Origin of the sequence: Croceicoccus sp. Ery5, from assembly GCF_020985325.1 — a bacterium.
GTDB lineage: Bacteria > Pseudomonadota > Alphaproteobacteria > Sphingomonadales > Sphingomonadaceae > Croceicoccus.
Genome location: NZ_CP087587.1, coordinates 1896387 through 1922368, shown reverse-complemented (window position 1 = coordinate 1922368; position 25982 = coordinate 1896387). Strand labels below are relative to the sequence as shown.

General features: G+C 60.6%; 20 protein-coding genes and 11 pseudogenes. 21 read left to right on the top strand and 10 right to left on the bottom strand.

Translation table 11 applies throughout. From position 1 onward, the window contains the following. Window positions 1-156 precede the first annotated feature (156 nt). From LOZ74_RS08985 to LOZ74_RS08955, 7 genes and pseudogenes are all read left to right on the top strand, one after another. A complete protein-coding gene (locus LOZ74_RS08985; RefSeq protein ID WP_230290949.1) occupies window positions 157-525 on the top strand; it encodes a transposase in 369 nt (122 codons plus the stop codon). After that, window positions 522-863 (top strand): IS66 family insertion sequence element accessory protein TnpB, encoded by a 342-nt coding sequence (gene tnpB / locus LOZ74_RS08980; RefSeq protein ID WP_370638815.1) that lies wholly within the window; start codon window positions 522-524, stop codon window positions 861-863. The genes LOZ74_RS08985 and tnpB (LOZ74_RS08980) overlap by 4 nt, the downstream gene beginning before the upstream one ends. 73 nt (window positions 864-936) lie before the next feature. Then, a pseudogene (locus LOZ74_RS08975) lies at window positions 937-1452 on the top strand (IS66 family transposase zinc-finger binding domain-containing protein); the annotation flags it as partial. Between the two features lie 148 nt (window positions 1453-1600). Next, on the top strand, window positions 1601-2860 hold the full coding sequence (gene istA, locus LOZ74_RS08970; protein ID WP_230290948.1) for an IS21 family transposase: 1260 nt from the start codon (window positions 1601-1603) through the stop codon (window positions 2858-2860). Next, window positions 2857-3717, top strand: coding sequence for an IS21-like element helper ATPase IstB (gene istB, locus LOZ74_RS08965; protein WP_230290947.1), 861 nt, complete (start codon window positions 2857-2859; stop codon window positions 3715-3717). Before istA (LOZ74_RS08970) ends, istB (LOZ74_RS08965) begins: the two co-directional genes overlap by 4 nt. A 75-nt stretch (window positions 3718-3792) precedes the next feature. Continuing rightward, window positions 3793-4932, top strand: a pseudogene (locus tag LOZ74_RS08960) (IS66 family transposase); the annotation flags it as partial. Beyond that, window positions 4929-5567, top strand: coding sequence for a plasmid pRiA4b ORF-3 family protein (locus LOZ74_RS08955; protein WP_230290957.1), 639 nt, complete (start codon window positions 4929-4931; stop codon window positions 5565-5567). The pseudogene LOZ74_RS08960 and the gene LOZ74_RS08955, both read left to right, overlap by 4 nt. Window positions 5568-5739: 172 nt before the next feature. Here the strand turns inward: LOZ74_RS08955 and LOZ74_RS08950 are convergent, their stop codons facing one another. Further along, a complete protein-coding gene (locus tag LOZ74_RS08950) occupies window positions 5740-6321 on the bottom strand; it encodes a TetR/AcrR family transcriptional regulator (protein WP_230293764.1) in 582 nt (193 codons plus the stop codon). 296 nt (window positions 6322-6617) lie between these two features. Here LOZ74_RS08950 and LOZ74_RS08945 point away from each other — a divergent pair. Further along, window positions 6618-7276, top strand: a pseudogene (locus tag LOZ74_RS08945) (transposase); the annotation flags it as partial. Here the strand turns inward: LOZ74_RS08945 and LOZ74_RS08940 are convergent. Continuing rightward, a pseudogene (locus tag LOZ74_RS08940) lies at window positions 7201-7659 on the bottom strand (transposase); the annotation flags it as partial. The pseudogenes LOZ74_RS08945 and LOZ74_RS08940 overlap by 76 nt on opposite strands. A 62-nt stretch (window positions 7660-7721) precedes the next feature. Between LOZ74_RS08940 and LOZ74_RS08935 the strand changes: the two are divergent. After that, the gene (locus LOZ74_RS08935; RefSeq protein ID WP_230290966.1) at window positions 7722-9086 is read left to right on the top strand and encodes a transposase; all 1365 of its coding nucleotides are present in this window, start codon (window positions 7722-7724) and stop codon (window positions 9084-9086) included. 70 nt (window positions 9087-9156) lie between these two features. On the opposite strand, the pseudogene LOZ74_RS08930 reads toward LOZ74_RS08935, so the two are convergent. Next, window positions 9157-9939 (bottom strand): annotated as a pseudogene (locus LOZ74_RS08930) (IS256 family transposase); the annotation flags it as partial. 51 nt (window positions 9940-9990) lie between these two features. Here LOZ74_RS08930 and LOZ74_RS18305 point away from each other — a divergent pair. The 3 genes and pseudogenes from LOZ74_RS18305 to LOZ74_RS08920 form a co-directional block, all read left to right on the top strand. Beyond that, window positions 9991-10158, top strand: a pseudogene (locus LOZ74_RS18305) (IS21 family transposase); the annotation flags it as partial. Beyond that, window positions 10145-10860 (top strand): annotated as a pseudogene (gene istB, locus LOZ74_RS08925) (IS21-like element helper ATPase IstB). The pseudogenes LOZ74_RS18305 and istB (LOZ74_RS08925), both read left to right, overlap by 14 nt. A 321-nt stretch (window positions 10861-11181) precedes the next feature. Further along, window positions 11182-12245, top strand: a protein-coding gene (locus LOZ74_RS08920) for an IS630 family transposase (protein ID WP_230293763.1) whose coding sequence is annotated in 2 segments (ribosomal slippage) — window positions 11182-11673 and window positions 11676-12245 — 1062 coding nt in all. Because the reading frame shifts where the segments join, the coding sequence is not laid out codon by codon here. Window positions 12246-12261: 16 nt separating this feature from the next. On the opposite strand, the pseudogene LOZ74_RS08915 reads toward LOZ74_RS08920, so the two are convergent. From LOZ74_RS08915 to LOZ74_RS08905, 3 genes and pseudogenes are all read right to left on the bottom strand, one after another. Next, window positions 12262-12666 (bottom strand): annotated as a pseudogene (locus LOZ74_RS08915) (transposase); the annotation flags it as partial. Between the two features lie 62 nt (window positions 12667-12728). Continuing rightward, window positions 12729-13022: an IS66 family insertion sequence element accessory protein TnpB gene (tnpB, locus tag LOZ74_RS08910; RefSeq protein ID WP_230293852.1), complete on the bottom strand. Its 294-nt coding sequence runs from the start codon at window positions 13020-13022 to the stop codon at window positions 12729-12731. Window positions 13023-13072: 50 nt separating this feature from the next. Next, window positions 13073-13447, bottom strand: a complete 375-nt coding sequence (locus LOZ74_RS08905; protein WP_230293762.1) for a transposase — start codon at window positions 13445-13447, stop codon at window positions 13073-13075. A 148-nt stretch (window positions 13448-13595) separates the two neighbouring features. On the opposite strand from LOZ74_RS08905, the gene LOZ74_RS08900 reads away from it, so the two are divergent. Further along, window positions 13596-14435, top strand: a complete 840-nt coding sequence (locus tag LOZ74_RS08900) for a transposase (protein WP_230293761.1) — start codon at window positions 13596-13598, stop codon at window positions 14433-14435. Between the two features lie 231 nt (window positions 14436-14666). Here LOZ74_RS08900 and LOZ74_RS08895 read toward each other — a convergent pair whose 3' ends face one another. Beyond that, on the bottom strand, window positions 14667-15194 hold the full coding sequence (locus tag LOZ74_RS08895) for a helix-turn-helix domain-containing protein (protein ID WP_370638892.1): 528 nt from the start codon (window positions 15192-15194) through the stop codon (window positions 14667-14669). 292 nt (window positions 15195-15486) lie between these two features. On the opposite strand from LOZ74_RS08895, the pseudogene LOZ74_RS08890 reads away from it, so the two are divergent. The 8 genes and pseudogenes from LOZ74_RS08890 to LOZ74_RS08855 form a co-directional block, all read left to right on the top strand. Then, window positions 15487-15942, top strand: a pseudogene (locus LOZ74_RS08890) (transposase); the annotation flags it as partial. Between the two features lie 18 nt (window positions 15943-15960). Beyond that, window positions 15961-17049 carry an NADPH:quinone oxidoreductase family protein gene (locus tag LOZ74_RS08885; protein WP_230293760.1) on the top strand — a complete coding sequence of 363 codons (1089 nt, stop codon included), beginning with the start codon at window positions 15961-15963 and terminating at the stop codon, window positions 17047-17049. 123 nt (window positions 17050-17172) lie between these two features. After that, entirely contained in the window at window positions 17173-17457 is a 285-nt protein-coding gene (locus tag LOZ74_RS08880) for a hypothetical protein (protein WP_230293759.1), read from the top strand. Between the two features lie 57 nt (window positions 17458-17514). Beyond that, on the top strand, window positions 17515-18333 hold the full coding sequence (locus tag LOZ74_RS08875) for a protocatechuate 3,4-dioxygenase (protein WP_230293758.1): 819 nt from the start codon (window positions 17515-17517) through the stop codon (window positions 18331-18333). Window positions 18334-18364: 31 nt separating this feature from the next. After that, window positions 18365-19684 carry an SRPBCC family protein gene (locus tag LOZ74_RS08870; protein WP_230293757.1) on the top strand — a complete coding sequence of 440 codons (1320 nt, stop codon included), beginning with the start codon at window positions 18365-18367 and terminating at the stop codon, window positions 19682-19684. Between the two features lie 18 nt (window positions 19685-19702). Beyond that, complete coding sequence (locus LOZ74_RS08865) at window positions 19703-20248, top strand: 3-phenylpropionate/cinnamic acid dioxygenase subunit beta (RefSeq protein WP_230293756.1); 546 nt, start codon at window positions 19703-19705, stop codon at window positions 20246-20248. A gap of 252 nt (window positions 20249-20500) precedes the next feature. After that, the gene (locus LOZ74_RS08860; RefSeq protein WP_230293851.1) at window positions 20501-21589 is read left to right on the top strand and encodes an IS5 family transposase; all 1089 of its coding nucleotides are present in this window, start codon (window positions 20501-20503) and stop codon (window positions 21587-21589) included. Window positions 21590-21925: 336 nt separating this feature from the next. Then, window positions 21926-22318: pseudogene (locus tag LOZ74_RS08855) on the top strand (transposase); the annotation flags it as partial. A 414-nt stretch (window positions 22319-22732) separates the two neighbouring features. On the opposite strand, the pseudogene LOZ74_RS08850 reads toward LOZ74_RS08855, so the two are convergent. The 3 genes and pseudogenes from LOZ74_RS08850 to istA (LOZ74_RS08840) all read right to left on the bottom strand — a co-directional run. Continuing rightward, window positions 22733-23476, bottom strand: a pseudogene (locus LOZ74_RS08850) (IS110 family transposase); the annotation flags it as partial. 95 nt (window positions 23477-23571) lie between these two features. Beyond that, the gene (gene istB, locus LOZ74_RS08845) at window positions 23572-24417 is read right to left on the bottom strand and encodes an IS21-like element helper ATPase IstB (RefSeq protein ID WP_066522210.1); all 846 of its coding nucleotides are present in this window, start codon (window positions 24415-24417) and stop codon (window positions 23572-23574) included. Further along, on the bottom strand, window positions 24414-25916 hold the full coding sequence (istA, locus tag LOZ74_RS08840; protein ID WP_066522224.1) for an IS21 family transposase: 1503 nt from the start codon (window positions 25914-25916) through the stop codon (window positions 24414-24416). Before istA (LOZ74_RS08840) ends, istB (LOZ74_RS08845) begins: the two co-directional genes overlap by 4 nt. Window positions 25917-25982 lie beyond the last annotated feature (66 nt).

The following is a 25982-nucleotide window of genomic DNA, read 5'->3' as shown; positions in this document are numbered from 1 at the left end:
CGCAGGCCATCGCTTCTCCAATTGCGCTCCTACGCTGCATTGGCTGAAACGACACGCGGCTCCTTCGTCTCGTACCCATCCGGTGAGCCCCGCCTTGTCCGGTGAGTGAACGACCGGTCTTAAGAGCGCTCGTATGAGCGAGCTTAGGAGCGCAGCATGGGGCAGATCACGGTGATGACGGGGCCGGAGCGGCGACGTCGGTGGCGGGACGAAGAGCGGTTCCAGATCTTGGCCGAGGCCTTCGCGCCGGGCGCATGTGTCGCGGACGTCGCCCGGCGGCGAGACGTTTCGACCAGCCTGATCTACACTTGGCGACGCAATCTGCGGCGCGAACAAGGCGAAGGGGCCTCCCTTCCGATGGTGGAGGCAACCTTTGCCCAGGCGGTCTTCGCCAAGGACGAGAAGGCGGACGGCTGTGATCGGTGCGCCGTGATTACCGTCGAATTGGGCGAAGGCCGGAGCGTTCGCATTTCGGCTGAGGCGCCCGCCGCACTGGTCAGCGCGACCTTGAAGGCGCTACGGTGATCCCATCGGGCGCGCGGGTGTGGATCGCCATGGGGCACACGGACATGCGCAAGGGGATGCAGGGGCTGGCCTTGCAGGTCCAGCAGGGCCTGAAGCGCGATCCGCATGGGGGCGACCTGTTCGTGTTTCGCGGACGGACCGGATCGCTGATCAAGATCATCTGGCACGACGGCATCGGCATGTCGCTCTATTCCAAGCGGCTCGAGAAGGGACGCTTTGTGTGGCCCTCGGCGAAGGACGGGATCGTCTCGCTGACCAGTGCGCAATTGTCCTGCCTGCTGGAGGGGATCGACTGGCGTAACCCGCAATATTCCTGGCGCCCGCAGAGCGCCGGATAGACCTGCCACTTTCTTCACTTCCCGGGGCATTTTCGGCTTCAATGCTGCGCCGATCTGTGATTCCATGGCCGTCATGGACACCGTCACATCGCCCCTTCCGGACGACGTCGAAGCGCTCAAGGCGCTGCTGTCCGCCGCGCTCGAACGCGTCGATGATGCCGAAGCACGCCTCGCCAATGCCAGGGCCCGCGAGAGCGCGACCGAGGCGATGATCGCCCACCTCAAGCTGCAGATCGCCAAGCTGCGCCGCGAGCAATATGGCGCCAGCGCCGAGCGCAGCCGTCGGTTGCTCGACCAGCTCGAGCTTCAGCTGGAAGACCTCGAAGCCGATGCCTGCGAGGATGACCTGGCCGCCGAAGTCGCCGCAGCCAGGACAGCCGATGTCTCCGCCTTTGCGCGCAAGCGGCCGAGCCGCAAACCGTTCCCCGAACATCTCCCGCGCGAGCGCGTCGTCCTTCCCGCACCGTGTTCGTGCCCGTCCTGCGGCGGCGCGCGCTTGTCGAAGCTGGGCGAGGATGTGACCGAGACGCTCGAAGTGATCCCCCGCCAGTGGAAGGTGATCCAGACGGTACGCGAGAAGTTCACCTGTTGTCATTGGGCGTGCAATTCTCCCTGATTATGGGCTTTGAAAAATCCCTGGTTGTTGATCCTTTCTCCTCTTTCTGCCGGGGCTAGCCCCGGCAGAAAGAGGAGAGGCAAAATCAATGCCATAGCCTCCTCACGGGGAGGCGGCATCAATGGTCCGACTTGGAGAACTCATGATGATACTGGAACTGCATCGGCAAGGCGTGCCGATAACTGCGATTGCGCGCCGCACGGGGCGCGATCCCAAGACGATCCGCAAATATATCGAGCGCGGGATCGAGGCGCCGGTCTATGGCCCGCGCAGCATCGGGCGGCCGAGCAAGCTGGCGCCCTATCTCGATTATCTGCGGGAGCGTGTTGCGGCCTTTCCCGATCTGAGCGCGGTGCGGTTGACGCGGGAGATACGCGAGATGGGCTACGAAGGGGCCTATACTGCCGTAAAGCGCTTCCTGGCCGCGATCCGTCCCGACCAGCAGCCCCGGCCTTTCGAGGTCCGCTTCGAGACACCGGCAGGCGTGCAGGCGCAGGTGGACTTCGCCCGCTTCGTTGTCACCTTCGACGATGAGCCCGCGACAAGCCGGATCGTGTGGCTGTTCAGCCTGGTGCTGGGCCACTCGCGCTTCTTGTTCGCCCGCTATGTTCTTCATCAGGATCTGCAGACGCTGCTGCGCTGTCATATCCAGGCGTTCGAAGCGCTGGAGGGCGTACCGATCGAGATCCTCTACGACCGGATGAAAACGGCGGTTACCGGTGAAGACGACCAAGGGCACATCATCTACAACCGGTCGCTATTGGCATTGGCGCGCCATTATCGCTTCCAGCCTCGTGCGTGCCGACCCTATCGCGCCAAGACGAAAGGCAAGGTAGAGCGGCCGTTCAGCTATATCCGTCAGGACTTCTTCCTCGGGCGCCGCTTCCGCAATCTCGAGGATCTGAACGCCCAGCTCATCGAATGGCTCGATACCGTCGCCAATGTGCGTGTTCATGGCACGACGCAGCGCATTGTCGCCGAGGCCTTCGCGGATGAACAGCCCGAACTGCAGCGCCTGCCCGAGCACCGCTTCGATGCCGTATTGAAGCTCGAACGGCGCGTGAGCCATGACGGCTTCGTGGCAATCGGCGGAAATTATTATAGCGTGCCCGATCGCACCCGCCGTGTCGTCGAGGTCCAGCAGCTGCCCGATCTGATCCGCATCCTCGATCTGGGCACGGTCGTCGCCGAGCATCCTGTACTCGAAGGGCGAAAACAATATCGCATCGATCGCAGTCATCGCCCCGGCGGCAGCGGAAAGCGCCGCCCGCACGGCTCCGCCGCAATGACGATCGGGCGTATCGGCGATCATGTGCCATTGCGGTCGCTCGACATCTACCAGGCGATCGGCGCCCAGCTTGCGACAGGAGGCCGGCCATGACGCTTCAGGCTGCATCGGAACGGGTCAACAATATCCGCAAGAGCCTCGTCAGCCTCAAGATGCCCAGAGCCCTGGCCCTGCTCGATGCTACCCTTCGGCGCATCGAGCAGGGCCAGATCGGTGGCATCGAAGCAATCGACGAACTACTGGCTGAGGAGCTCTCCCTGCGTGAAAACCGGCGCATCAAAGCCGCGCTGCGCATGGCTCGACTGCCGGTGATCAAGACGATCGCCAGCTTCGACTTCTCGTTCCAGCCCTCGCTCGATCGCAACCGCATCATGACGCTGGCAGGGCTCGACTTCATCGACCGCGCCGAGATCGTTCACCTGTTGGGGCCGCCGGGAACGGGCAAGAGCCATCTCGCCACCGCGCTCGCGGTCGAGGCCGTGCGGGCTGGCAAAAGCGTCTACTTCATCCCGCTCGCCGATCTCGTCGCCATCCTTGCCAAAGCCGAACGCGAAGGCGTACTGCGCGAGAAAATACGCTTCCTCTGCCGTTCGTCCCTGCTGGTGGTCGACGAGATCGGATATCTGCCCGTTACTCCCGGCGGTGGCAATCTCTTCTTCCAGCTCGTCAATGCCCGATACGAAAAGGGCGCGATGATCCTCACCTCAAACCGCGGCTTTGCCGAATGGGGTGATGTGTTCGGCGATCCGGTCGTTGCAACCGCCTTGCTCGACCGCCTGTTGCACCACGCTGTCGTCGTCCAGATCGAAGGATCAAGCTACCGCATGCGCGAGCATGCCGCGCTCGTCCCAGATCATATCCGAACCACCGCCACTATCAATCCGCCGCCTCCGCCGAAACGCAAAGGGCGGCCTCCGCTGAAAGCTACGCCCGATCCATCATACGGCTGATCACCGAACCAAACCCGCCGCCAACATAGGGAATTTTAGACGCCCACTTCCAGGGAATCTTCGGTGCCCATTGACACCTGTCGGGATTGCGAGACGATCACGCAGCCGCCGGCGCCGTTCCATGTCGTGCCGCGCGGATGGGCCGGGCCCAGTTTCCTCGCCATGCTGCTGTTCGAGAAGTATGGCCAGCACCAGCCCCTCAACCGCCAGGCCGAGCGCTTCGCGCGCGAAGGTGTTGCGCTCAGCACCTCGACGCTGGCCGACCAGGTGGGCGCGGCGGCCTTCGCCCTGATGCCGATCTATCGACGGATCGAAGCCCACGTGCTTGCGGCCCGGCGCCTGCATGGCGACGATACGACCGTGCCGGTCCTGGCCAAGGGCAAGACCGATACGGCGCGCCTGTGGGTCTACGTCCGCGATGACCGGCCCTTTGCCGGCAGCGATCCGCCCGCAGCCCTGTTCCACTATTCCCGCGACCGGCGCGGCGAACATCCTCGGGCGCACCTGGCGTCCTGGGCAGGGATTCTGCAGGCCGATGCCTATGGTGGCTACAACGAGCTCTACGCGCCCGGCCGTCAGCCTGCGCCGGTGGTCGAGGCGGGCTGCTTCGCGCATGCACGGCGCAAGTTCTTCGAACTCGCCGACGTCGAGGCTGCAGCGCGCAGGAAGAGCCGTGGCGAGCGCACCGGTATGATCTATCCGATCGCGCTGGAAGCCGTGCAGCGCCTCGATGCCCTGTTCGAGATCGAGCGAGGCATGAGCGGCAAGGCGACCGAAGAGCGCATCGCCGTCCGGCAGGATCTCAGCGCACCGCTGATGGCGGATCTGCACGCCTGGCTCACCGCCCAGCTCGCGAAGCTCTCGCGCAGCCACGATCTGGCCAAGGCGATAAACTACATGCTTCGGCGCTGGGGGGCCTTCACCCGCTTCCTGGAAGATGGCCGGATCTGCCTCACGAACAACGCAGCCGAGCGGGCGCTGCGCTGCGTACCCCTGGGGCGCAAGGCATGGCTGTTCTGCGGCTCCGATCGCGGCGGACAGCGCGCCGCCGTGCTCTATACCCTGATCCAGACCGCCCGGCTCAACGATGTCGATCCGCAGGCCTGGCTGGCCGATGTCCTCGCGCGCATCGCCGAGCATCCGGTCAACCGGATCGACGAACTGCTTCCCTGGAACTGGCAAGTCCGGCCCGGAGTGCTATCGCAGGTGGCATGACCGCCCGATCGACAGACAGGCCCACGGCCATCGACAGTTTCCTGCAGATCGCAACGCTGCGCATCGAGCTTGAGGACAGCGATCCACCGATCTGGCGCTTGGTCGAAGTGCCGACCTCGGTCACTCTCAAGGTCCTGCATGACATCGTCCAGGCCGCGATGGGATGGTTCGATTACCATCTCTGGGAGATGCGCATCGACGGGCAGACTTATGGCCTGCCGATGGAAGACGACTGGGGAACCGCTCCGCGCAAGATTGCCGCGCGCATCCGCCTGCGCGACGTACTCGCTCCCGGCATGACCACGATCGCGTATTCCTACGACTTTGGTGATGACTGGCAGCACACGCTCACCCTGAGCGATGTTCGGCAGGGAGATCCGGCTCTCGCCTATCCCCGCTTCATCGGTGGCGAGCGCGAGTGCCCACCCGAGGATTGCGGCGGAATCTCCGGCTTCTACGACATGCTGGAGATCAGGTCCGATCCCACGCACGAGCAGCATGCCGAAATCAACGAATGGCTCGATGGCTACGACCCCGACGAAATCGACACCTTGCCGATCGAGGCCGGGCTCGCTCGTATCGTCGCCAGGCGCAACGCCGCAGCAAAGCGTATCGTCAAACCAAAGGCGACATAGCCACGGCTACCGCGGCCTTCACCGGATGGGTACTTCGTCTCCAGCCGGGAGGCGATAAAAGAGGGGAGGGGTATTGCCACTCATCCTGATCGAGAACCGCATGATAGGACGTGACCACCCGGTTGCTGACGATCCAACCATGCGAGCAGGGACGCCGGAACCGTTGCCCTGTTCAGGTGAGGAACATCTTCTGAAATGCCTGAACATATTCAGCATGATCTTCCCCTGGTCGCGAGCGCAAAATAACGTTCAACCCAATTATCTGACCCAGAGCCAGAGTTGCGGTTCGACGCGCGTTGGCTTCGCTTTTCCCAAGTTCGATGTAGGCTTCGGAAATCAACCTAATCCGTTCCTGATCAACTCGCTGGGTTGTTTCGGACGCGGCTTCAGAAATCCGGGCCCATTCTTGCAAGGCCCGTTCAACCGGACCTCCGGGGACATCGTACCTTCGATTCAAGGCTAAACTGAACAAGTATTGTAGACGGTCCATGGGATCGGTGAAGCTGCGATTGGCGGCACGACCAATTATCTTAGTCGCGGTTTCGTACCAATACGAGAGAGCATCACTTAGTAGTGAATCTTTGTCTTTAAAGTGCCAATAAAAGCTACCTTTTGTAACGTTTAAATCTCTTGCGAGAGATTCTATTTGAATATTCGCTACGCCTACCTCGCCAATTGTTTTCAAGGTATGCTTTAACCATGCATCCTTTGATAGTCGCTTCTCATCTGGAAGCTTCTTCTTAGTGTTACCCATAAATCATCCCATACTCTATTTTACGTCCAGGCAGGGTGTCGTGAGATCCATTATCCCCCAGCTGGGATCGCAGCCAAGCGGTGTTGTTGCGCATGAGCGCGGTTGAGGCAATGGGCCGAGTAGCGGAGCCCCGTAGGGCGTAGCGGAACAGTCTCAGCGATGATCTGCTCCTCGCTGAACCTGCTCCGCTTCATATCGTCCGTCTCCTAGTCGTGACCTGAGCCCGTCAAAATGGTCCGCTGATTGTGAGAAATTCCCGGTTAGGTTTGGCTGGTGCCGAACAAGGGAGTTTCGGGATGAAGCAGTCGCGTTTTAGTGAGCAGCAGATAGCCTTCATATTGAAGCAGGCGGAGGACGGGACGACCGTTGAGGAGGTCTGCCGCAAAGCGGGGATATCGATCCAGACGTACTACAGTTGGCGAAAGAAGTACGGCGGATTGATGCCGTCGGAGATGAAGCGTCTGAAGCAGCTTGAGGAGGAGAACGGCAGGCTCAAACGCCTGGTGGCTAACCTCAGCCTCGACAAGGAGATGCTGCAGGATGTCATCAAACGAAAGCTCTAAGGCCTGATCGGGCCCGTGAGCTGGTTGGCTATTTGCAGACCAGCTACGGTGTCAGCGAGCGGCGGGCCTGCGATGCGTTGCCGGCGAAGCGGGCGACCATCCGATACCAGTCCCGCCGTCCCGATCAGGCCAGTCTCGAGATGCGGATCAAGGAACTGGCGGCGACGCGGGTGCGCTATGGCTACCGCCGCATCCACGTCCTGCTGCGGAGGGAAGGATGGCAGATCAATCACAAAAAGACCCGGCGGATCTACCGGGAACTCGGGCTGCAGCTGGGGACTGTCAGGAATTCCGTGTGTGAGCGGGCGGTTGAACATTATGCCGCCATGGCTTTGATGAAGCGCTCACCGAATATTACGGCGAACTGGGCCTTTGCCATGGTCCACTCACGTGGCGGCATTTTCCATTCTTTCTCAGATCGGTTCAAGATCAGATAAAGCAGTTTCGTGGCGGCCTCGTCGCTCGGGAAGTGGCCTCTCGCCCGGACGGCTCTGCGGAGCTTCGAGTTGAGGGCTTCTATGGAATTCGTGGTATAGACAATCCTGCGAACCTCATCGGGAAAAGCAAAAAACGGGATGACCTCGGCCCAGGCCCGCCGCCAGCTCTGGCCGATGGCAGGATAGCGCTGGCCCCAGGGGCCAGCCTCGAACGCGGTCAGCGCCTGTTCGGCGGCCTCGGCGCTGGGGGCGCGGTAGATTTCCTTGAGCGCCGTCGCCAGCCCCTTGCGGTCCTTCCAGGACACGAAGTCCATCGAATTGCGCAGCAAATGGACGATGGGGTCGTTGAAAAAGTCGCGCCGGTCTGATTCACTGTGTCGAGGCAGTGGGAGATGGCATTATGCTTGGCTGCAAGGAGCGGGGTCAGCTTGAACTATTCATCACGGGATCGCTTCGTCAGCTGATTCCGGACGATCACGTCCTGGCGCGGGTGGACCGGGTTCTCGACCTGAGATGGCTGCGCGACGAGGTCAGCGACCTTTACTGCGCTGACAATGGCCGTCCCGGTATCGATCCCGAGGTTGCGGTCCGGCTGATGCTCGCCGGGTTCCTGCTTGGTATCGTGCATGACCGCCGACTGATGCGCGAGGCGCAGGTGAACCTGGCGATCCGCTGGTTTTGCGGTTTCGCGCTACATGAGCCGTTGCCGGATCATTCTTCGCTGACGCGCATTCGTCAACGCTGGGGAGCAGAACGTTTCCGCCGTATTTTCGAGCGGACGGTGCAGGCTTGTATTGCCGCGAAGATTGCAACCGGCGAAGTCGTCCATATCGATGCCTCGCTGATCCGTGCCCATGTCAGCTGGGACTCGCTGGTTGTTCGCCACGTCGAGGCGGTCACCGAGGCGAACGACGAAACGCTTTTCGACAATCGCAAGAAGGGCAGGTCAAAGAAGGTTTGTGTCACCGATCCCGACGCGACCATGGCGACCAACGGCCGCAACCGCCGACTTGAACCGGCCTACAAACAGCACACCGCCGTGGACGATGTCGCCGGCGTCATCGTCGATGTAGAGGTTGCGACCGGTGAGGAGAACGAGGGTATAGCTGTGGTCGCACGGCTCGATGCCATCACCGCGACGACCGGCGCGGCGATGGCGGTTGCCACAATGGATGCCGGTTATGCCTATGCCAAAGTCTTCCGCGCGCTTGAAGATCGCGAGATCGAAGGCGTGGTTCCGGCCAAGGCCGAACCGCCGCCCGGCAAGGTCATTCCCACCCGTCGCTTCAAGTTTGATGCGCGCCACAACATCGCTCGCTGCCCTAGAGGCAAGATCCTGCACCCCAGGGGCAAGCTTCAGCGCGGAGCGTTTCAGCATTTTCATGCCAATGCCAAAGATTGCGCGGCATGCCCGCTCAAGGCGCGCTGCGTCAGCCCGTCGCGTTATGGCCGTGTGGTCGTGTTCAATGTCAATCACCCATCATTGCTACGGGCGCGGCGTAAACGGCTGCGGTGGGGTGAGCGAGAAGAACGGCTCTATCAGCGTCACCGCTGGCGGGTCGAAGGCGTCCATGGCGAAGCCAAAACCTGGCATGGTCTTGCGCGTGCCGTCCGGCGCGGTCTCGATAACATGCGCATCCAGGCATTCCTCACCGCCGCCGCGATTAACCTCAAGCGGCTCGCCGTCGCCCTGATTGCGCTGATTTACGGGGTTTTGAACACCCATACGCGCCGGAAACAGTTGCACAGCTTCGGTGTCGCTTGATCGTGCGCCCCAGTCGCAAAACTCGTGGCATTGGCAGACCATCTGTCGCAGATCGACGATAATGGGGCTTTTTCAACGACCCCACGATGCAGGTCTGGACGATCGCATCGGGAAACACGGCGGTAATTGCCTCCGGGAAGCCCTTGAGCCCATCCACCACGGCAAGCAGGATATCTTCCGTCCCGCGGTTCTTGAGCTCGTTCATCACCCGCAGCCAGAACTTGGTGCCTTCGTTCTGCTCGAGCCACAGGCCGAGCACCTCCTTGGCACCATCGGCGCGGACACCCAGCGCGATGTGGATGGCCTTGTTGCGGACCATGCCTTCATCGCGGATCTTGACCCGGATCGCATCGAAGAAAACGAGCGGGTAAACCGGATCCAGCGGCCGCTGCTGCCAGCTGGCGACTTCGTCAAGCACGGCGTCGGTCACGGTACTGATCAGGTCCGGCGACACGTCAATGCCATACAGATCGTGCAGATGTCCGGTGATCTCCCGGGTGCTCATGCCGCGCGCGTACATCGATATGATCTTGTCATCGAAGCCGGGAAAGCGGCGCTGGTACTTCGCGATCAGCTGCGGCTCGAAGCTTGACTGACGATCGCGCGGGACATCGATCTCCAGCTTGCCGGCATCGGTGGTCACGCTCTTGCGGCCATAGCCATTGCGCGTGTTCCCCGCCTCTTCACCGCTGGTCAGATGGTGATCCATCTCCGCATTCAAGGCCGGCTCAGTCAGCGCCTTCTTCAGAGAATCCAGCAAGCCGCCTTGTTCGAAAGCGGCGCTGGCGCTGCCACCAGCCAAAAGCTGATCCAGCAGCTCATTCGGTATCGCAGGTTCTTTGCGTCGGGACATAGTGGAACTCCCTCTTACCCATTATGCCCGCTCACACACGGAATTCCTGACAGTCCCGGCGCCGCCAGCGACGAGGTGATCCTCAACATCCTGTCGCGGCGGCGTGAGCCGCCCCGACCGGCATCGATCGTCACGCCCGAGGATATGACGCTGAGGCACCCGCCGGTCGCTGACTGCGCCCGCTATGATAACCTGCGAGGCGCCCATGCAGCGGCATGAGATGATCGACGCCATGCGCGGGCTTGGCCTCAAGGGCATGGTCGGCGCGTTCGACGAAGCGGTCAGCGCCAGCGTACCACGCCTGAGATCCTGACCGACCTGCTGCGCGCCGAAGCCGCGCATCGTCATGCCGCCTCGATCCGCTATCGGATGAGCGCCGCCAGGCTGCCGGTGGTGAAGGATATCGACGCGTTCGTGTTCGACGGCACGCCGATCAACGAAGGGCTGGTGCGCTCGCTGCACGGTGGGTCGTTCCTATCGGCCAAGCGCAATATCGTGCTGGTCGGAGGCACCGGCACCGGCAAGACGCATCTCGCGATCGCCATTACCGCCAGCGTCGTGCGCGCCGGCGCTCGTGGCCGCTACTTCAACACCGTCGATCTGGTCACCCGGCTCGAGGAGGAGACCCGCATCGGCAAGGCCGGCGCGCTCGCCGCCCAGCTCGGTCGCTTTGATCTCGTGGTGCTCGACGAACTCGGCTATCTGCCGTTCGCCCGCTCAGGCGGTCAGTTGCTGTTCCACCTCGTCAGCAAGCTCTATGAACAGACCTCGGTGATCATCACCACCAACCTGGCGTTCGGCGAATGGCCCACCGTGTTCGGCGATCCCAAGATGACCACCGCGCTGCTCGACCGCATCACCCATCACTGCGATATCGTCGAAACCGGCAATGATAGCTGGCGGTTCAAAAACCGCAGCTGATCCGCCCGGCACACATCACAGAAAAACGCTTCGCGCTGCTAACGCCTCCGGTCGGGCTACGCCCTCCCTGCGCCGCCAGCAGCGCGAAACCCGCGCCCAGCATCAAACGACCGCCCGCACCCCAAGGGGGTCCCTTTTGCGCGCCGATAGGGGGTCCCGATTGCACGCCGATTGACAGCTTGGCTGTGATCATCTCGAGGATTTCGCTGACGTCCTCGCCGCAGCGTCTAATACCAGCCTGCGCTGAGGCTGACTCATTTAGGGATTCCCAAGGCGACGAAAGTCTGACTCAATAGCGTCCTTCAACAGGAGGACGCGAGAATGGGTCGAGCGATTGGCTTGCGGGAGGATTTCGACGGACCGGCGCTTCGGCGACTGGCACGGAACTCGAAGAGCGCGCCGCAGGCCCGGCGATTGCTGGCACTGGCCCAGATCTACGATGGTTGTAGCCGGAGCGAGGCAGCGCGGATTGGCGGTGTCACCCTTCAGATCGTCCGCGACTGGGTGATCCGCTTCAATAACCGCGGTCCTGACGGGCTGCTGGACGGCAAGGCCCCAGGCAAGGCATCGATCCTCAATGATGCGCAGCGACGCGCACTGGTCGAGGCGGTCGAGCGCGGGCCGATCCCCGCGATCCATGGTGTCGTGCACTGGCGACTGATCGACCTGGCGCATTGGCTCTACGAAGAGTTCGCTGTGTCGCTCGACGAGACTACTGTCAGCCGCGAACTGAAGAAACTGGGCTATGTGAAGCTGACCGCCCGGCCCCGTCACCATGCGCAGAACGGACACGCCATGGAGGCATTCAAAAAGGGGACTTTGCCTCGGCGGTGGCAGAGATCCGGGCCAACCTCCCGCAGGGCACGCCCATAGAGATCTGGTTCCAAGACGAGGCGCGCGTCGGGCAGAAGAACACCATCACCCGCCGCTGGGCGCAGCGCGGCACGCGGCCGTCTGCCCCCAAGGACCAGCGCACCAAATCAGCCTATATCTTCGGAGCCATCTGCTCCGAGGAGGGCAAGGGTGCCGGATTGGTTCTGCCCTTCTGCAACACCGAAACGATGACGCTGCATCTGGCCGAGATCGCGCTTGCGGTAGCACCCGGCGCGCATGCTGTCGTGCTGATGGATCAGGCCGGTTGGCACATGACAAGCAAGCTCAAGGTGCCTGCCAACATCAGCATCGTCGCGCTGCCGGCCAAATGCCCCGAGCTGAACCCGGTCGAGAACGTCTGGCAGTTCATGCGCGACAATTGGCTCTCCAACCGCATCTTTACCTCTCACGACAACATCGTCGACCATTGCTGCGAGGCCTGGAACAAGCTCGTCGATCAGCCGTGGCGCATCATGACCATCGGCCGCCGCAAATGGGCCCGTAGGTTCTGATCAGTGCAGGTTGGTATAACTCGCCCCCGCAATCGGGACAAGCGCTGCCCGGGTCGAGTTCATTTCGCTCGCGCGGCGTGTCGGACGCAACGCGCGGACGCCGGGCCATGGCCCGTGCGCTGTCTACATCCGCAGGGGTCTCATCCTCTTCGACATCACTCGGCAAAGCGACGGTTTGTGCCGCGGCGACCAGAATGTCCTCTAGCGCCAATTCCAGCTGCTCGATCTCGCGTTCGATTTTTTCCGAGGACTTGCCGAAGGCCTGTTTCTTCAGCTTGGCAATGCGCAGACGCAGTGCCTGAACCACCAGATCATGCGCACGAACCGTTGCCGCCAGCTTCGCGTTTTCCGCCTGCAAGTCGGCGATTATCGCCTTCAGCAAAGCTGGGTCTTCGGGAAGATTTTGCGCCGCGCTCAGCATGATCCTGCTTACCAGCCAGCGGCAGGAATATCCATGAAAACAGCCAGATTCAGGAAGAAAAATCAGCCCACATGGGTAGGCGGTGCGCGCCAATTTGGGCGCCTCCAATCAATGCCCTCCCAGAGCATCGCGAGCTGCGCCGAGGTCAGCCGCGCAGTCCCGTCCGCCGCAGAGGGCCAAGGAAAACGGCCACGCTGCAAGACCTTGTAGTACAGGCAAAATCCCTGCCCATCCCAGTACAGGAGCTTCACCCTGTCGCCGCGACGTCCTCGAAAAGCGAACACCGCGCCGCTTGTCGGTTTCTGTCGCAGCACCGTCTGGGCCAGCTGACCAAGGCCAGAGATGCCTTTGCGCATATCAGTGACGCCGCAGGCCAGATAAACCCGCACGCCAGTTCCCGGCCCGATCACGCCGCCTCCACGCAGCGGATGAGCCGGGTCAGGGCGATGGCCTCGATGTCGCTTCCAAAGCGCAAAGTCCGGCCTTTCGTCAGGCGCAGCTCAACCATGGACGTCGCGCCTGGACCAGGGTTGTAGGCAACTTCAGGGGCTCGAACGGCAGGCAAGTCCAGGGGGAGAAAGACAGGCTCGGGGGCGGCTCCCAAGAGCCCGCGCTTCTTCAAATCATACCGCCAAGTATAAATCTGTTGTCGGGTTACATCGTGGCGCTGCGCCACCTCTGTCAGTGTCGCGCCATTCACGCCAACGGCACTGATGATCTCCAGCCGTTGCTGATCCGTCCACCGGCGCCGACATTCCTGACCCAGAATCTCCGCCCTCATCGCAATCCCCGATCAAGAGACGTCGTTAGCGACGTCGCTATGACCGTCTCTTAAGAGATTATCGCGCCATCAGGCAGGCGGTCCCAATCGGACGGTTACGCTGATCCTGCAGGCGCAGCATAATCTGTCAGACGCACGGATGGAGTTCATGATCCGCGATCGGCTGAGTTGGCTGCGGTTTCTGGGGCTGTCGCTCGGGGATCGCACACCGGACGAGAACACGATCCGGCATTTTCGCAACCGCCTGACCGAGACGGGAACGCTCAGCCAAGTGATGAAGGCCTTTGACTGGCAACTCCAGAAGAAGGGCTACATTCCAATGTCCGGGCAGATCGTGGACGCCACGCTGGTGCCTGCGCCAAGACAGCGGAACACCGAGGGCGAACGCGAAGCGATAAAATCGGGCAAGAGCGCCAAAGACATCTGGCCGGACGAGCCGAACAAGGCAGCACAGAAGGAGACCGACGCTCGCTGGAAACTCAAGGTCGGCGGGAAAGTTCGGTATCGGGCGGATGGGACGCCGCTCCCCATGATCGCCCTGCCGGTCTTCGGCTATAAATCCCACATCAGCATCGACCGACGCTTACGCTTCATCCGAGGCATGGCGGTGACGTCGGCGTCAGCGGCGGACGGGCGTCTTCTCCGGCAGGTCGTCAGCACGGACAATACCAGTTCCGAGGTTTGGGCAGACAGTGCCTATCGATCCAGGCGTAACGAGAAGTGGTTGTCGGATCAGATGCTCACGTCCCGCATCCATCGGCGCAAACCCATGGGCAAGCCGATGTCGAGGGCAACCGCGCGGGCCAATGCCGCCAAATCCTCGATCCGTGCGCATGTCGAACATATCTTCGCCCATCAGAAGAACAGGTTCGGGCTGTTCATCCGCACCATCGGCCTAGCCCGCGCTGAGGCAAAACTGACCCTTTGCAACCTGGCCTACAACTTCAACCGCCTGATCTTCCACGAACGCCGGGAATGCAGGGACTGACTCTGTCTGCAAGCCCGCAAAGCCGACGAAATCAACGCCGGAAATCGCGGAAATCGGTCCGAACGATGCCCTTGGTGCGCCCAGCAGCCTCGACGCCATCAAGCCAGCCCGCTTCGCCAGAAATCATCCGGTTTTTGCGGGTCTCCAGCTGGAAGCCTCACGCTACGACTACAACAACTTCCGTCGGCGCTTCAGCTTAGGGAACAGGAGCCCGGCGGAGATAGGCTACGATCAAGCGGCAAAGTGGTGTCGCGCTTTCTCATCCAGATCGTCGCGCGACAGCCCCCAGATCAGGCGGGGGAAACCCAGCACCATAGAGAACAGCCACACCACCTGCACACGATCGGGCGCATCGGCAAAGCGCACCCGGAACTGCGCAAAGTCGACCTGAGCCTGCTGACCCGGCGGGGTCTCGACCCGCACAGCATAGGGCCTGCCGCCCCCGGCCGCACGCATCGAACGCACCGTGTCGCGCACCGTGCTGTAACCGCCGGTATACCCCCGCTCGCCAAGCTCACGGGCGAGGCGCTGGGCGCTCAGCCCGGGATAGGCCTCCAGTCGCGCCCGCAAGTAATCAATATGTGGGTCCAATAGACGCTCGCGCGGCTGCCGCGGGCCATATGTCGGCACCTCGACCCCGCGGGCAATGTATTTGCGGACCGTCTTGCGATCGACGCCCACTTGCCGGGCGATCACGGCAATCTTCACGCCTTGGCGATGCAAATCCAGGATCATCATCAATTCTCCAAGCTTCTTCATCGCAGCATCGCCTCCCACCAGGAGGACTATGCCGGATGTTTCCAATTTGACCCTGTCCGGGGCGCGCCCCGGACAGGGTCAAACAAACGAAGTGAGAAATTTTCAAATGTCACTTCTGGGGCATTTTACTCCGCCAGCGACAGCGGCAATCAACCTGAAGTGGCTAGCCGCATTCATCGCCGCTTCGCTCTGTCGCTTGATCGCCGACATCCACAATGTTCTTGATCGCGGACCACCCAACCGCGGCTGCGCCGCAGTCACTTGACCGAGTACAGCCTTCTTCAACAGCCCCCGGGTGCACTGGATGCGCAACGCGCTGGCCCACGCCGCGCCCAAGCAGCGCCCCGCCGTCATCGCCATGATCAAGACGATCTTCGCTCAGGAGACTGCCGAGTCCGCCCACCAGCAATGGGAACAGGTCGCCGATGCCCTGGGCGAGAAGGTCCCCAAGCTGGCCGACATGATGGACGCATCGCGCGAGGACGTGCTCGCCTACATGTCCTTCCCGAAGGACCACTGGGCACAGATCGCGTCCACCAATCCGCTGGAAAGGGTGAACAAAGAGATCAAGCGCAGGGCCGATGCCATCGGCATCCTCCCTAACAATACCGCCGTCGTACGCCTCGTCGGCGCACTGATGCTGGAGCAGAATGACGAGTGGGCCGTATCGCGCCGCTACATGACGCTGGAAACCCTCGGCGCCGTAAGCCATAATCCCATTGTCAGCCTGCCAGCCATGGCCGCCTGACCCAAACCTGATCCTGCCATGGATCGTTTGTTCCTACACCACCCCGTGGGACACGACCAGTTGCAGTCTTGCTGCAATATCCATACTTATGCGAATGGTAATTTGCAGATACGGGAGTTTGAGTTGGAAACCATGAAGGCTTGGATCGTCAGGAAATATGGCAAACCGGACGAAATGATCTTAGGCCAAACTGCCATGCCGAAGCTGGGGGAAGGGCAAGAGGATCGGGCGGACACACTGGTCAAGATTGACGCTGCAGGTCTGAATTTTGCCGACGAAATCGCAATTGCAGGAAAATATCAGGATCGGATAAAACCGCCTTTTGTGCCGGGCAACGAGTTGGCGGGAACGGTCGTTGAGACAATCCCGGGTTCTCGATTCTCTCCCGGTGACAAGGTCGCATGCCAGGTCCGCAGCGGTGCCTTTGCACAATATTGTGGCGTCGCTTCTGATCGTCTGATGGCGATAGGAGACTTGCCAGCCCCGGTGGCCGCTGCTCTTCCGGTTTCCTACACCACCGCCCATGTCGCCCTTTTCGAAAAAGGCAATCTAAGGGGGGGGGATACGGTCCTAATCCATGCGGCGGCAGGCGGATTGGGCATCGCTGCCACCCAGCTTGCAAAGGCAGCGGGAGCTCGCATCATTGCCACGGCAGGCGACGAAGACAAGCGGCGAATCGCTAAAGAGAATGGGGCTGATCATGTGATCGATTATCGTCAACCTGACTGGTCCGAGCGAGTAAGAGCTCTGGCACCAGATGGGGTCGATATGATCATGGATCCGGTCGGCGGCGAAACTTCGGAACAGAGTCTGCGTCTTCTGGCATGGGAGGGCAGGCTGTTAGTATGCGGCTTTGCCGGTGGGGCGATTCAGGCGCTCAAGGCGAACTACATACTTGTTAAATCTGCCAGTGTGCACGGTGTATATTGGAGCTTCGACCGCTCGCCGGAAGCGATCCGCACCATACAGCAGAGGCTGGTTGATCAATGTGCAAGAGGCGAAATTCGCCCCGTAATTAGGGATGTGTATCCAATGGATGAGCTCGTCCCAGCTATGGAGGCGCTGCGCTCTCGCGGAACGGTAGGTAAGGTGGTGATTGCCATGTAGCAGCAAGCGGTCTGACTGGGGTGGTTCGGCGACCATGAAGGCAAAACCATACTCTTGCGTATTGACTTTTTGATCCGAAGATTCGATTGAATGAGTTCTGAGGTGTCGGAGAGGAATAGGCAGATGAGTTTAGGGGCCGTCGAGCAACTGTTTTACGACGTGAGTACCAAACGGAATTCCCGCGCAGCGTTTCGCGAGGATGCCACAGCTTTCGCAGAGAAGTACGCCCTCAGCGAGCCAGAACGCGACATGGTCTTGTCCATGAAGGCCGAGGAACTCTTCGAGTACGGCATTAACCCGATGCTTCTGATGGGCTTCTGGACGAGCGTTAACGGATCGCAATCGATGCCGGATTATCTGTCCCGGGTCCCCACACTGGCGTCGCAGCTCGAGCCGGTAAGCGATTAAATTGGGCGCCACCGGACGGTGCGCGGCTTGCCCATTGACCTTTAGGGGAGATTCATAATGGCCGAAATCGTCGGTGGCTTCATAATGCCGCATGATCCATTGCTATTCGTAAATCCAAAGAAAAAAGAACGCGATCACCTGCTTGGCGCATATTCGGAAATTCGCGACAGAGTAAGCAAGTCCGGCGCGACGAAGGCGATCATCTTCGGCGCGGACCACTATATTCTCTTCGGTCCTCGCTGTCTGCCACAGTTTCTCATCCCGACAGGCGAGCTTCATGGTCCCATTGATCGGTTGCCCGGTGTTGGAGATTCACCGATCGCCAGCGATCCGGGTTTCGCAGAGTATTTAGTAAACCATGCCCATCAAAGTGGCTTCGACGTGTCTGTTGCGCGCGATCTAGGGGTGGATCATGCAATCGGTGTGCCCGCCCAGCTTGCGCTTCCGACCGACGGATCGGTCAAGACCGTTCCCGTTTATATGGCGAGCGGCGTAGCGCCGTATGTCCGCCTGCAAAGGGCATATGATTTCGGGCGAATGATTGGCGACGCCATTGCGAAAATGCCCTCAGACGAATCTGTAGTGCTGATCGGCAGCGGAGGCATCAGTCACTGGGTGGGCACCGGAGAAATGGGGCGCATCAATTCTGAGTTTGATCAGAAAGTCTTAGACTGCGTCGTTTCAGGCGATGCAGCCACTCTCCTAAAAATGACCGACGACGAAATCATGCGCGAAGGCGGCAACGGTGGAATGGAGATTCGGCATTACCTTGCAGTGATGGGCGCTCTGCCGGCCGGTCGAGGCGAAGTGCTCGCTTACGAAGCCTGGGATGGCGGCGTTACCGGCCTCGGCTTTGCAGAGATACTGCCTGCCTGAATGGGTGGGGTTCGAATAGCTGGAGAATGACATGTCAAAATCGCTCTTGAAGTCCGATAGCGATGCAAAACTCACTGCGAGCATCAAGGATCTCGTCAACGCCGAAGCAGGATATATTGATCGCCGGATCTTCTGGGACGAATCTATCTACAACCTGGAGCTTGAACGGATTTTCGCGCGATGCTGGATTTTTGTCGCGCATGACACGCAATTGCCCAATGTTGGCGATTTTCTAACGACGACAATCGGTGAAGATGCGGTCATTGTATCGCGTGGCGAAGACGGCAAGATTCACACGTTCCTCAACTCCTGTACGCATCGCGGAAACCGCGTGTGTTTTGCAGAAGCGGGCAATTCACGTAGGTTCACCTGCAATTTTCACGGTTGGTCCTTCGGCCTTGATGGTAGCTTGAAGAATGTCAGTCGTCCGCAGTCCTATAGTGGCAAATCGAACCTCGATAAGTCCAAGCTCAGCCTGCACAAGGCGCGTGTCGAAAGCTATAAGGGAATGCATTTCGCCTGCTTCGACCCGGAGGCGCCGTCGCTTGAGGAATATCTAGGCGAATTTCGCTGGTACCTAGATGTGATCCTCGACAATGACGAAGGTGGTATCGAGTTTATCGATGGGAACATTAAATCTCGGCTGAAATGCAATTGGAAATTCCCGGCAGAGAACTTCGTGGGCGACTCGTATCACGCTCCCTGGACGCATAGCTCAGCCTTGATCGCAATGTTCGGAAAACAGCCGACCATGCGACCTGATCGTTCTTATCATGCCAATGCGAACGGACACGGCTGGGAGTTTGGACTGGATTTCATTGGTAACGCGGCAACGCTCAATTCACCGCAGATTATCGACTATCTGCGTGAGCAGGAGGCGAAATTTGCCGAACGTCTGGGGAAGGTTCGCAGCAGGATGGTGGGCGCTCTAAGTTCCGCTAACGTCTTTCCCAATCTTTCCTTCCTGGCAGGTCACAACACATTTCGGACATGGAACCCCAAGGGTCCAAGGAGCACGGAACTTCACACCTGGGTGTTCCTGAACGCAAATGCCCCGGAAGAACTCAAGGAAGAATATCGCCGCGGGGTAATGTTAACCTTTTCTCCGGCGGGTGTGTTCGAAATGGATGACGGCGAGAACTTCGAGAATTGCACGGCGGTCAATGCAGGCGTGGTGACCCGGCAGCAACAGCTTCACTTCGGGATGGGCCTCGATTCGAAGATCGAACACGAGGAACTGCGCGGCAATGTTTATCAGAGCCAAATCAATGAAGCGAACCAACGGGCTTTCTACCAGCGCTGGGCCGATCTGATGGGCGCAGAAACCTGGGCCGACGTTCCTGTCCGTTAGAAATATTCAGAGGTAAATGTGAAGATTCCCGAACAAACCAACCGGCGCGATCACTGCTCTGTGTCAGCCGAGTTACTTTTGGAGATACAGCAGTTTCTGTATCGAGAAGCCCGTTTGCTCGATAACGAGCAATATGATGAATGGCTAGAATTGCTGACGGACGATATCCATTACTGGGTACCAGGAGTGCAGGCCCGCTATCGAAAGGATGAGGCGAAGTTCAGTTCCGAACGAATGGCCTATTTCGACGACGGCCTCGAATATCTCAAGATCCGCGTGGCACGCGCCAAGCAGCCGTCGGCATGGGCCGAAGATCCACCCACCAGGCATTTTCACCTGATCGGCAATATCGAGGTCTTACCTACCGAAGATTCTAACGAGTGGACGGTCCATTCTGTGATCCTCAACCATCGTCATCGCACTGAAGACGATGAAATGGAGCTAAAGGCCAGACGCGTCGATACAATCAGGCGGAACTCAGAAGGTCTGCTCGAACTGGCGCGCAGGAAGGTCATCTTGCAGGAAACTGTCTTGCAAGCAAAGAACATCAATACTTTCCTTTGATTGTATGATAACCCTGCTGCTTGCCCGCAACTGGACTGAATTTGCTCCATAGGCCAGGCAGCGTAGTTTTCCCGAAGCTGGAGACCCGCAAAAAACCGGTAGCGTTTGGACGGCTGTAATGATTCATTGATGGGGCGCGATCACGGGGGTTTGTTGCCTCATCTAAGTGCTCCCGAGATTGGACGCCTCGAAAAACCCTCGCCTTTGATGGGCTGATCTGATTCACTGCGGCCATCGGTGAGCGGAGTGATGATGGTGGGCCAGCCTGGTTTCTTTGATCTGTCGGATCGGTATGCGGCGCTGAGTGCGGCGGGAGATCCGCTGGAGCGTTTGTCAGCGGTGTTGGATTTCGAGGTGTTCCGCGGTCCGTTGATAGCGGTGCTCCGGCGGAGCGACCGGGGCAAGGGAGGCCGGCCGCCGTTCGATCCGGTGATGATGTTCAAGATCCTGGTGCTGCAGGCGCTCTACTCGCTCTCTGACGAGGCGACCGAGTTCCAGATCAAGGATCGTTTGTCGTTCCAGCGGTTCCTTGGGCTAGGGCTCGATGGCAGGGTCCCGGACGCGACCACAGTGTGGCTGTTCCGCGAGCGGCTCGTGAAGGCCAAGGCGATCGACAAGCTAATTGCGCGCTTCGATGCGGCGCTGACTAAACGCGGTTATCTGGCGATGGGCGGGCAGATCATCGATGCGACCGTGGTGCCGGCGCCCAAGCAGCGCAACACCGACGAAGAGAAGGCGGCGATCAAAGAGGGCAAGATCCCGGAGCGCTGGAAGGCCAGGCCCGCGAAGGTCCGGCAGAAAGACCGTGACGCGCGCTGGACGGTCAAATACTCCAAGGCCAAGGTGAAGGAGGGCGGCGACCCCAAGGGCTTCAAGCCGGTCGATCTTGCCATCCCGATGTTCGGCTACAAAAACCACATCGGCATCGACCGAGCGCATGGGCTGATCAGGACCTGGGATGCCAGCGCGGCCAACGCCCATGACGGGGCGCGGCTGCCCGAGCTCATCAGCAAGCAAAACACCGGCTCAGGCGTATGGGCGGACACGGCCTATCGGTCGAAGAAGAACGAAGCGTTCCTCGAGCGCGGCAAGTTCAAGAGCAACATCTACCAGCGGCGGATGCCGCGTCGGCCGCTGCCCGAGCACATCGCCCGGGCCAATGCCAGGCGCTCCGCTGTCCGCTCAGCGGTCGAGCACGTGTTCGCTGGTCAGAAGCACCGCATGGGCCTATTTATCCGCACCATCGGCATCGCCCGCGCGCGCATCAAGATCGGGATGGCGAACCTGGCTTATAACTTCCAGCGCCTCGCCTGGCTCGAGGGGCGAGGTGCGCCCGCATAGCGCGGGAACGGGGTGCCGAGTGACGCTCCAGCCCAGAAAACTCAAGAAATAAGGTCAAAAAGACCAACCCTCACGCCCCCAAGGCTGTCATCAGCCCCCTCCCGCCGACATCATAGCGAAAACAGCCGGTTCTTCGAGGTGTCCGATTGGCCGGGAGCGAACGATGAGGAAGGTAAGTATGGCTACGCGTTCGGAGCTGGTGGAGGCGGTTGGTGAGCGCTACCGATCGGCTGAGAGGCGGAGCAAGGGGCTTATTCTCGACGAGTTTCTGTGAGGTGGTGCCGGAAATCTGGACAGGGTGTTAAGCTACTCCCGACCTAATAGATTGGTACGGGAATGAAGACGACGAGGAAGCGCTACAGCGCGGATTTCAAGGCCAAGGTTGCGCTGGGGGCGATCCGCGGCGACCTGACGCTGGCGGAGTTGGCTGCGAAACACGGCGTCCATCACACGATGATCGCGGCGTGGAAGCGGCAGGCCATCGACGGGATGGCGAGCACGTTCTCCGGGGCTGGCGATGCGGCGAGGGCAGCCACTGAGAGCGAGGTGGAGAAGCTGCACGCCAAGATCGGGCAACTGGTTGTGGAGCGGGACTTTTTTAGCGAAAGCCTTCGGTCGATGAGCGTGGACCGGAGGCGGGCGATGGTCGAACCTGCTCACCACCGCCTGTCGATTGCGGCGCAGTGCCGCCTGCTGCGGATCAGCCGCTCGTCGTATTACTGTCCGTCGTCAGAACATTTGGCTCAACTCGTGGCTTAGATTAGCGGAGTGCGGGCCTCGTCTGGGGGTTGATGTTAGGCGGCGAGCTCGTGACGTGATGGCGTGGACGACCCCTGCACAAGCGTAGCTGTACAATGACGCGGTCGTTGTAGATCCATGTGTGGACGACCCCTGCGGCGCAAGAGCTTTTGTTTAGCGATGAGCACCGATCGGGTGCATCCATGTGTTCGGCTTGTTTGCGCAGCACCGCATAGCTGCTGGCCCTGATGAAGTCCGCAGGTTGGCTCCCTAATCACGTCATCGCGCTCGCAGCGCTGTGCCCCCCTGGGTTTTGCCGACCCCCGGTCTGACCGGTTTGTCATCACTACTCAGCTACTCCTAAGCCATCCTGCCGCCGGCATTAACCGGCAGCGCGGATGACGGTCACGCGGTCGCTGCTGCGTAAACTTCTTTGCGCGACATCACCGCCCAAGCGATGCGCGCTGTTTTGTTGGCGAGCGCGACCGTCGCGATCTTCGCCGGCTTGCGCTCCAGGAGCTGCGCCAGCCACGGCTGCCGATCTGCGTTTTTGCGCGTCATACGCATTACTGCGGTCGCGCCGACCACAAGAAGTCGTCGCAGGTAGCCATCGCCCTGCTTGGTGAGCCCGCCTAACCGTTCTTTGCCGCCCGAGCTGTTCGCTCTTGGCGTAAGCCCCAGCCAAGCTGCGAACTGGCGCCCAGATCGGAACAAAGATGCATCTGGTACAGCAGCCGATATAGCTGACGCGGTAATCGGACCGATGCCCGGGATCGTGGCGAGCCTCCGGCTCGTCTCGTCGGTGCGATGCCATGCGATGATTTGCACTTCCAATCTGTCGATCTCGCTGGTGAGCGCTCTCAGCTGGGCTGCGAGGCCATGCAGCGCTGATCGAGCATGAGCGGGCAGATCTACTTGTTGCTCATGCAGCTTCTTGAGCATGGCAGTTACGCCGCCCGCGCCGATCCCGGTTACGACGCCGTACTCGGCCAAGTGCCCTCGCAATGCGTTGATGAGCATGGTCCGCTGCCGCACCAAGAGGTCGCGACTTTTGTGAAGCATCAACACCGCCTGCTGTTCGACCGATTTTACTGCAACGAACCGCATTGTCGGGCGGGTCACCGCTTCGCAAATCGCCTCGGCTATGGCGCGGCGATCTGGATGAGAAGTTTCCGTCAATCAGGATGAGAACTGATCGTCGCGGTGTTGACGTGGTGCCTGCTTTGATTGACGCTGGCAAGCCGTTACTCGCAGGTTTGATTGTCGGCGCGCGACATTTCCTCGGTCGACTTGATTGTCGCGAAGGTCGGTGGCCGGCCAGCGCGTGATTGACGCTGGAGCGCGGAACGGCGGCGATAGCTTTCGACGTTCATCTCGAAGATCGTCGCGTGGTGAACAAGGCGGTCCACTGCGGCGAGCGTCATGGCGGGATCGGGGAAGACCCGGTTCCATTCGCCAAAGGGCTGGTTTGCGGTGATGAGCGTGGAGCGCCGTTCGTACCGTGCGCTGATCAGCTCGAAGAGGACGGACGTTTCGGCCTGATCCTTGGTCACATATGCAAGGTCGTCGAGGACCAGCAGATGATATTTGTCCAGCTTGGTGATCGCGGCCTCGAGCGCCAACTCACGGCGGGCGACCTGAAGTTTCTGGACCAGATCGGAGGTGCGGGTGAACAGGACGCGCCAGCCATTTTCGATCAGCGCGAGGCCGATTGCGGCTGCCAGATGGGTTTTACCCCCGCCCGGTGGACCGAACAGGATGAGGTTTGCGCCTTTTTCAAGCCAGCCATCACCAGAACACAGCGCCGTAACCTGGGCGCGCGAGATCATCGGCACCGCGTCGAAGGCGAAGCTGTCGAGAGTCTTGCCTGGTGGCAGGCGGGCTTCGCCCAGATGCCTTTCGATCCGGCGACGATCCCGTTCTGCGATCTCATGCTCGGCGAGCGCCGCAAGCAGCCGGGCGCCAGGCCAGCCTTCCTTGTCAGCCCGCGTGGTGAAGTCGGACCAGACCAGTTTGATCGCCGGCAGGCGCAGGTCGTTGAGGATGAGGCTCAGGCGCTGGGCGTCGATAGCGGGTGCGTTCCGGCTCATGCGGCTTCTCCCGTCAGAAGAACATCGTAGGTGGTAAGGGGGACCAGTTCCACAACGACATCGGGAAGCGCCGCCGGATCGGGAGCGAAGCGTGTCCGCAAGGCATCCATGTCAGGAAGACGATCGGCAGCCACGTCGGCGGCCAGCAGATCAGCAAGTTCGGCTTCGCAGGCCCTTTCGTGGGCCATGGCCAACAGTTCGACCATATGCCGGCAAGCGATCCGTTCCGGCAACGCGGCAATGAGCCGATCGAAGATCTGCCGATAAGGCTCCCGTGGGAACAGTTGATCACGATAGACCAGCTTCAGGAGCGCCATCGGTTTGCGCCGAAGGCTATGGATGACGTGCCGATAATCGACCACATGGCCGTGGGCACCATTGTTGAAGGACCGTCCCCGCTGCAGCGTCATCAGGTGGGTGCCGCCGATGAAGAGATCGAGCCGGTCATCGTAAAGCCGGACCCGTAGCCTGTGTCCGATCAGCCGTGAGGGCACGGTGTAGAACACCTTGCGAAGGGTGAAGCTGCTGCTCGATGTGACCGTGACGATCGTCTCCTCATAATCGCTGGTGCGGGCGCCGGGTAGCGGTTGCAATACCGCACGCTCGGCGTCGATGCGCGGGCCATTGCGCCGGTTCTTGCGGCTGACGACCTCGTCGATGAAGTGCCGATAGCTCGCCAGATCATCGAAGTCCCGCGATCCGCGCATCAGCAGCGCGTCCTTTATCGCCGCCTTCAAATGCCCGTGCGGGCTCTCGATCCCGCCATTCTCATGGGCAACCCCGCGGTTATTACGCGTGGGCGTCATGCCATAATGCTCGCACAGGGCGTCATAGCGCAGCGTCAGATCCTGCCGGGCGTCGGCATCCAGGTTACGGAACGCGGCTGACAGGCTGTCGCTGCGATGCTCGGTCGGGGCGCCGCCGACGGCCCACAGGGCGTTTTGCAGCCCCTCGGCCAAAGCGACATAGCTCTCGCCGCCCAGAATGACATGGGCGTGTTCGAAGCCCGACCACATCAGCCGAAAATGATAGAGGCGATGATCGAGCGGCACGCCGGCGACCGTTACCTCCTCATCCTTCATCTCGGTAAAGTCCGATAGGCCGAGCCGTCCTGGCTCATGCACCTGCCGGAAGATCACTTCCTGTTCAGGGCCATGAATGGCCCGCCATGCCCGGATACGTCGTTCCAATGTCCGTCGGATGCCTGCATCGAGATCAGGATGCCGGCGCAGCATCTCCTCGAAAATGGCAACCACCCGGACGCCAGGCGCAGCCTGGAGCAAGGGAACGACCTCTTCCTCGAATATCCCGGCTAATGGGTCAGGGCGCCGTCGCTCTCGCTGCGCCTGTCTTTGAGATGGGAGCCGAGGATCTCCCTCGATGCGATATGCCGTCGCCGGGCTGATACCGGCCTTGGCGGCCGCCACCGGCACGGCGTGGGTCTGTCGGAGCTTCATGTAGAGCCTCATCTGATGATCGTTGACGTGGCGGCCCGGCATCCGCGGCATCCCCTCTCGCGAAGTTATGCCTCTGAGTACCTGACCGGCCGCGACCACCAGAAACGC

Coding starts and splice junctions, on each gene's coding strand:
- istA (WP_066522224.1), bottom strand. CDS start 25,916: ATGCCGGGCCGCCACGTCAACGATCATCAGATGAGGCTCTACATGAAG.
- LOZ74_RS08955 (WP_230290957.1), top strand. CDS start 4,929: ATGACCGCCCGATCGACAGACAGGCCCACGGCCATCGACAGTTTCCTG.
- LOZ74_RS08895 (WP_370638892.1), bottom strand. CDS start 15,194: ATGAAGAAGCTTGGAGAATTGATGATGATCCTGGATTTGCATCGCCAA.
- istB (WP_066522210.1), bottom strand. CDS start 24,417: ATGAGCCGGAACGCACCCGCTATCGACGCCCAGCGCCTGAGCCTCATC.
- tnpB (WP_230293852.1), bottom strand. CDS start 13,022: ATGCGCAAAGGCATCTCTGGCCTTGGTCAGCTGGCCCAGACGGTGCTG.
- LOZ74_RS08870 (WP_230293757.1), top strand. CDS start 18,365: ATGTCAAAATCGCTCTTGAAGTCCGATAGCGATGCAAAACTCACTGCG.
- LOZ74_RS08935 (WP_230290966.1), top strand. CDS start 7,722: ATGCTTGGCTGCAAGGAGCGGGGTCAGCTTGAACTATTCATCACGGGA.
- LOZ74_RS08905 (WP_230293762.1), bottom strand. CDS start 13,447: ATGAGGGCGGAGATTCTGGGTCAGGAATGTCGGCGCCGGTGGACGGAT.
- istA (WP_230290948.1), top strand. CDS start 1,601: ATGGTCCGACTTGGAGAACTCATGATGATACTGGAACTGCATCGGCAA.
- LOZ74_RS08880 (WP_230293759.1), top strand. CDS start 17,173: ATGAGTTTAGGGGCCGTCGAGCAACTGTTTTACGACGTGAGTACCAAA.
- LOZ74_RS08875 (WP_230293758.1), top strand. CDS start 17,515: ATGGCCGAAATCGTCGGTGGCTTCATAATGCCGCATGATCCATTGCTA.
- LOZ74_RS08950 (WP_230293764.1), bottom strand. CDS start 6,321: ATGGGTAACACTAAGAAGAAGCTTCCAGATGAGAAGCGACTATCAAAG.
- LOZ74_RS08985 (WP_230290949.1), top strand. CDS start 157: ATGGGGCAGATCACGGTGATGACGGGGCCGGAGCGGCGACGTCGGTGG.
- LOZ74_RS08860 (WP_230293851.1), top strand. CDS start 20,501: ATGGTGGGCCAGCCTGGTTTCTTTGATCTGTCGGATCGGTATGCGGCG.
- LOZ74_RS08885 (WP_230293760.1), top strand. CDS start 15,961: ATGGATCGTTTGTTCCTACACCACCCCGTGGGACACGACCAGTTGCAG.
- istB (WP_230290947.1), top strand. CDS start 2,857: ATGACGCTTCAGGCTGCATCGGAACGGGTCAACAATATCCGCAAGAGC.
- LOZ74_RS08900 (WP_230293761.1), top strand. CDS start 13,596: ATGATCCGCGATCGGCTGAGTTGGCTGCGGTTTCTGGGGCTGTCGCTC.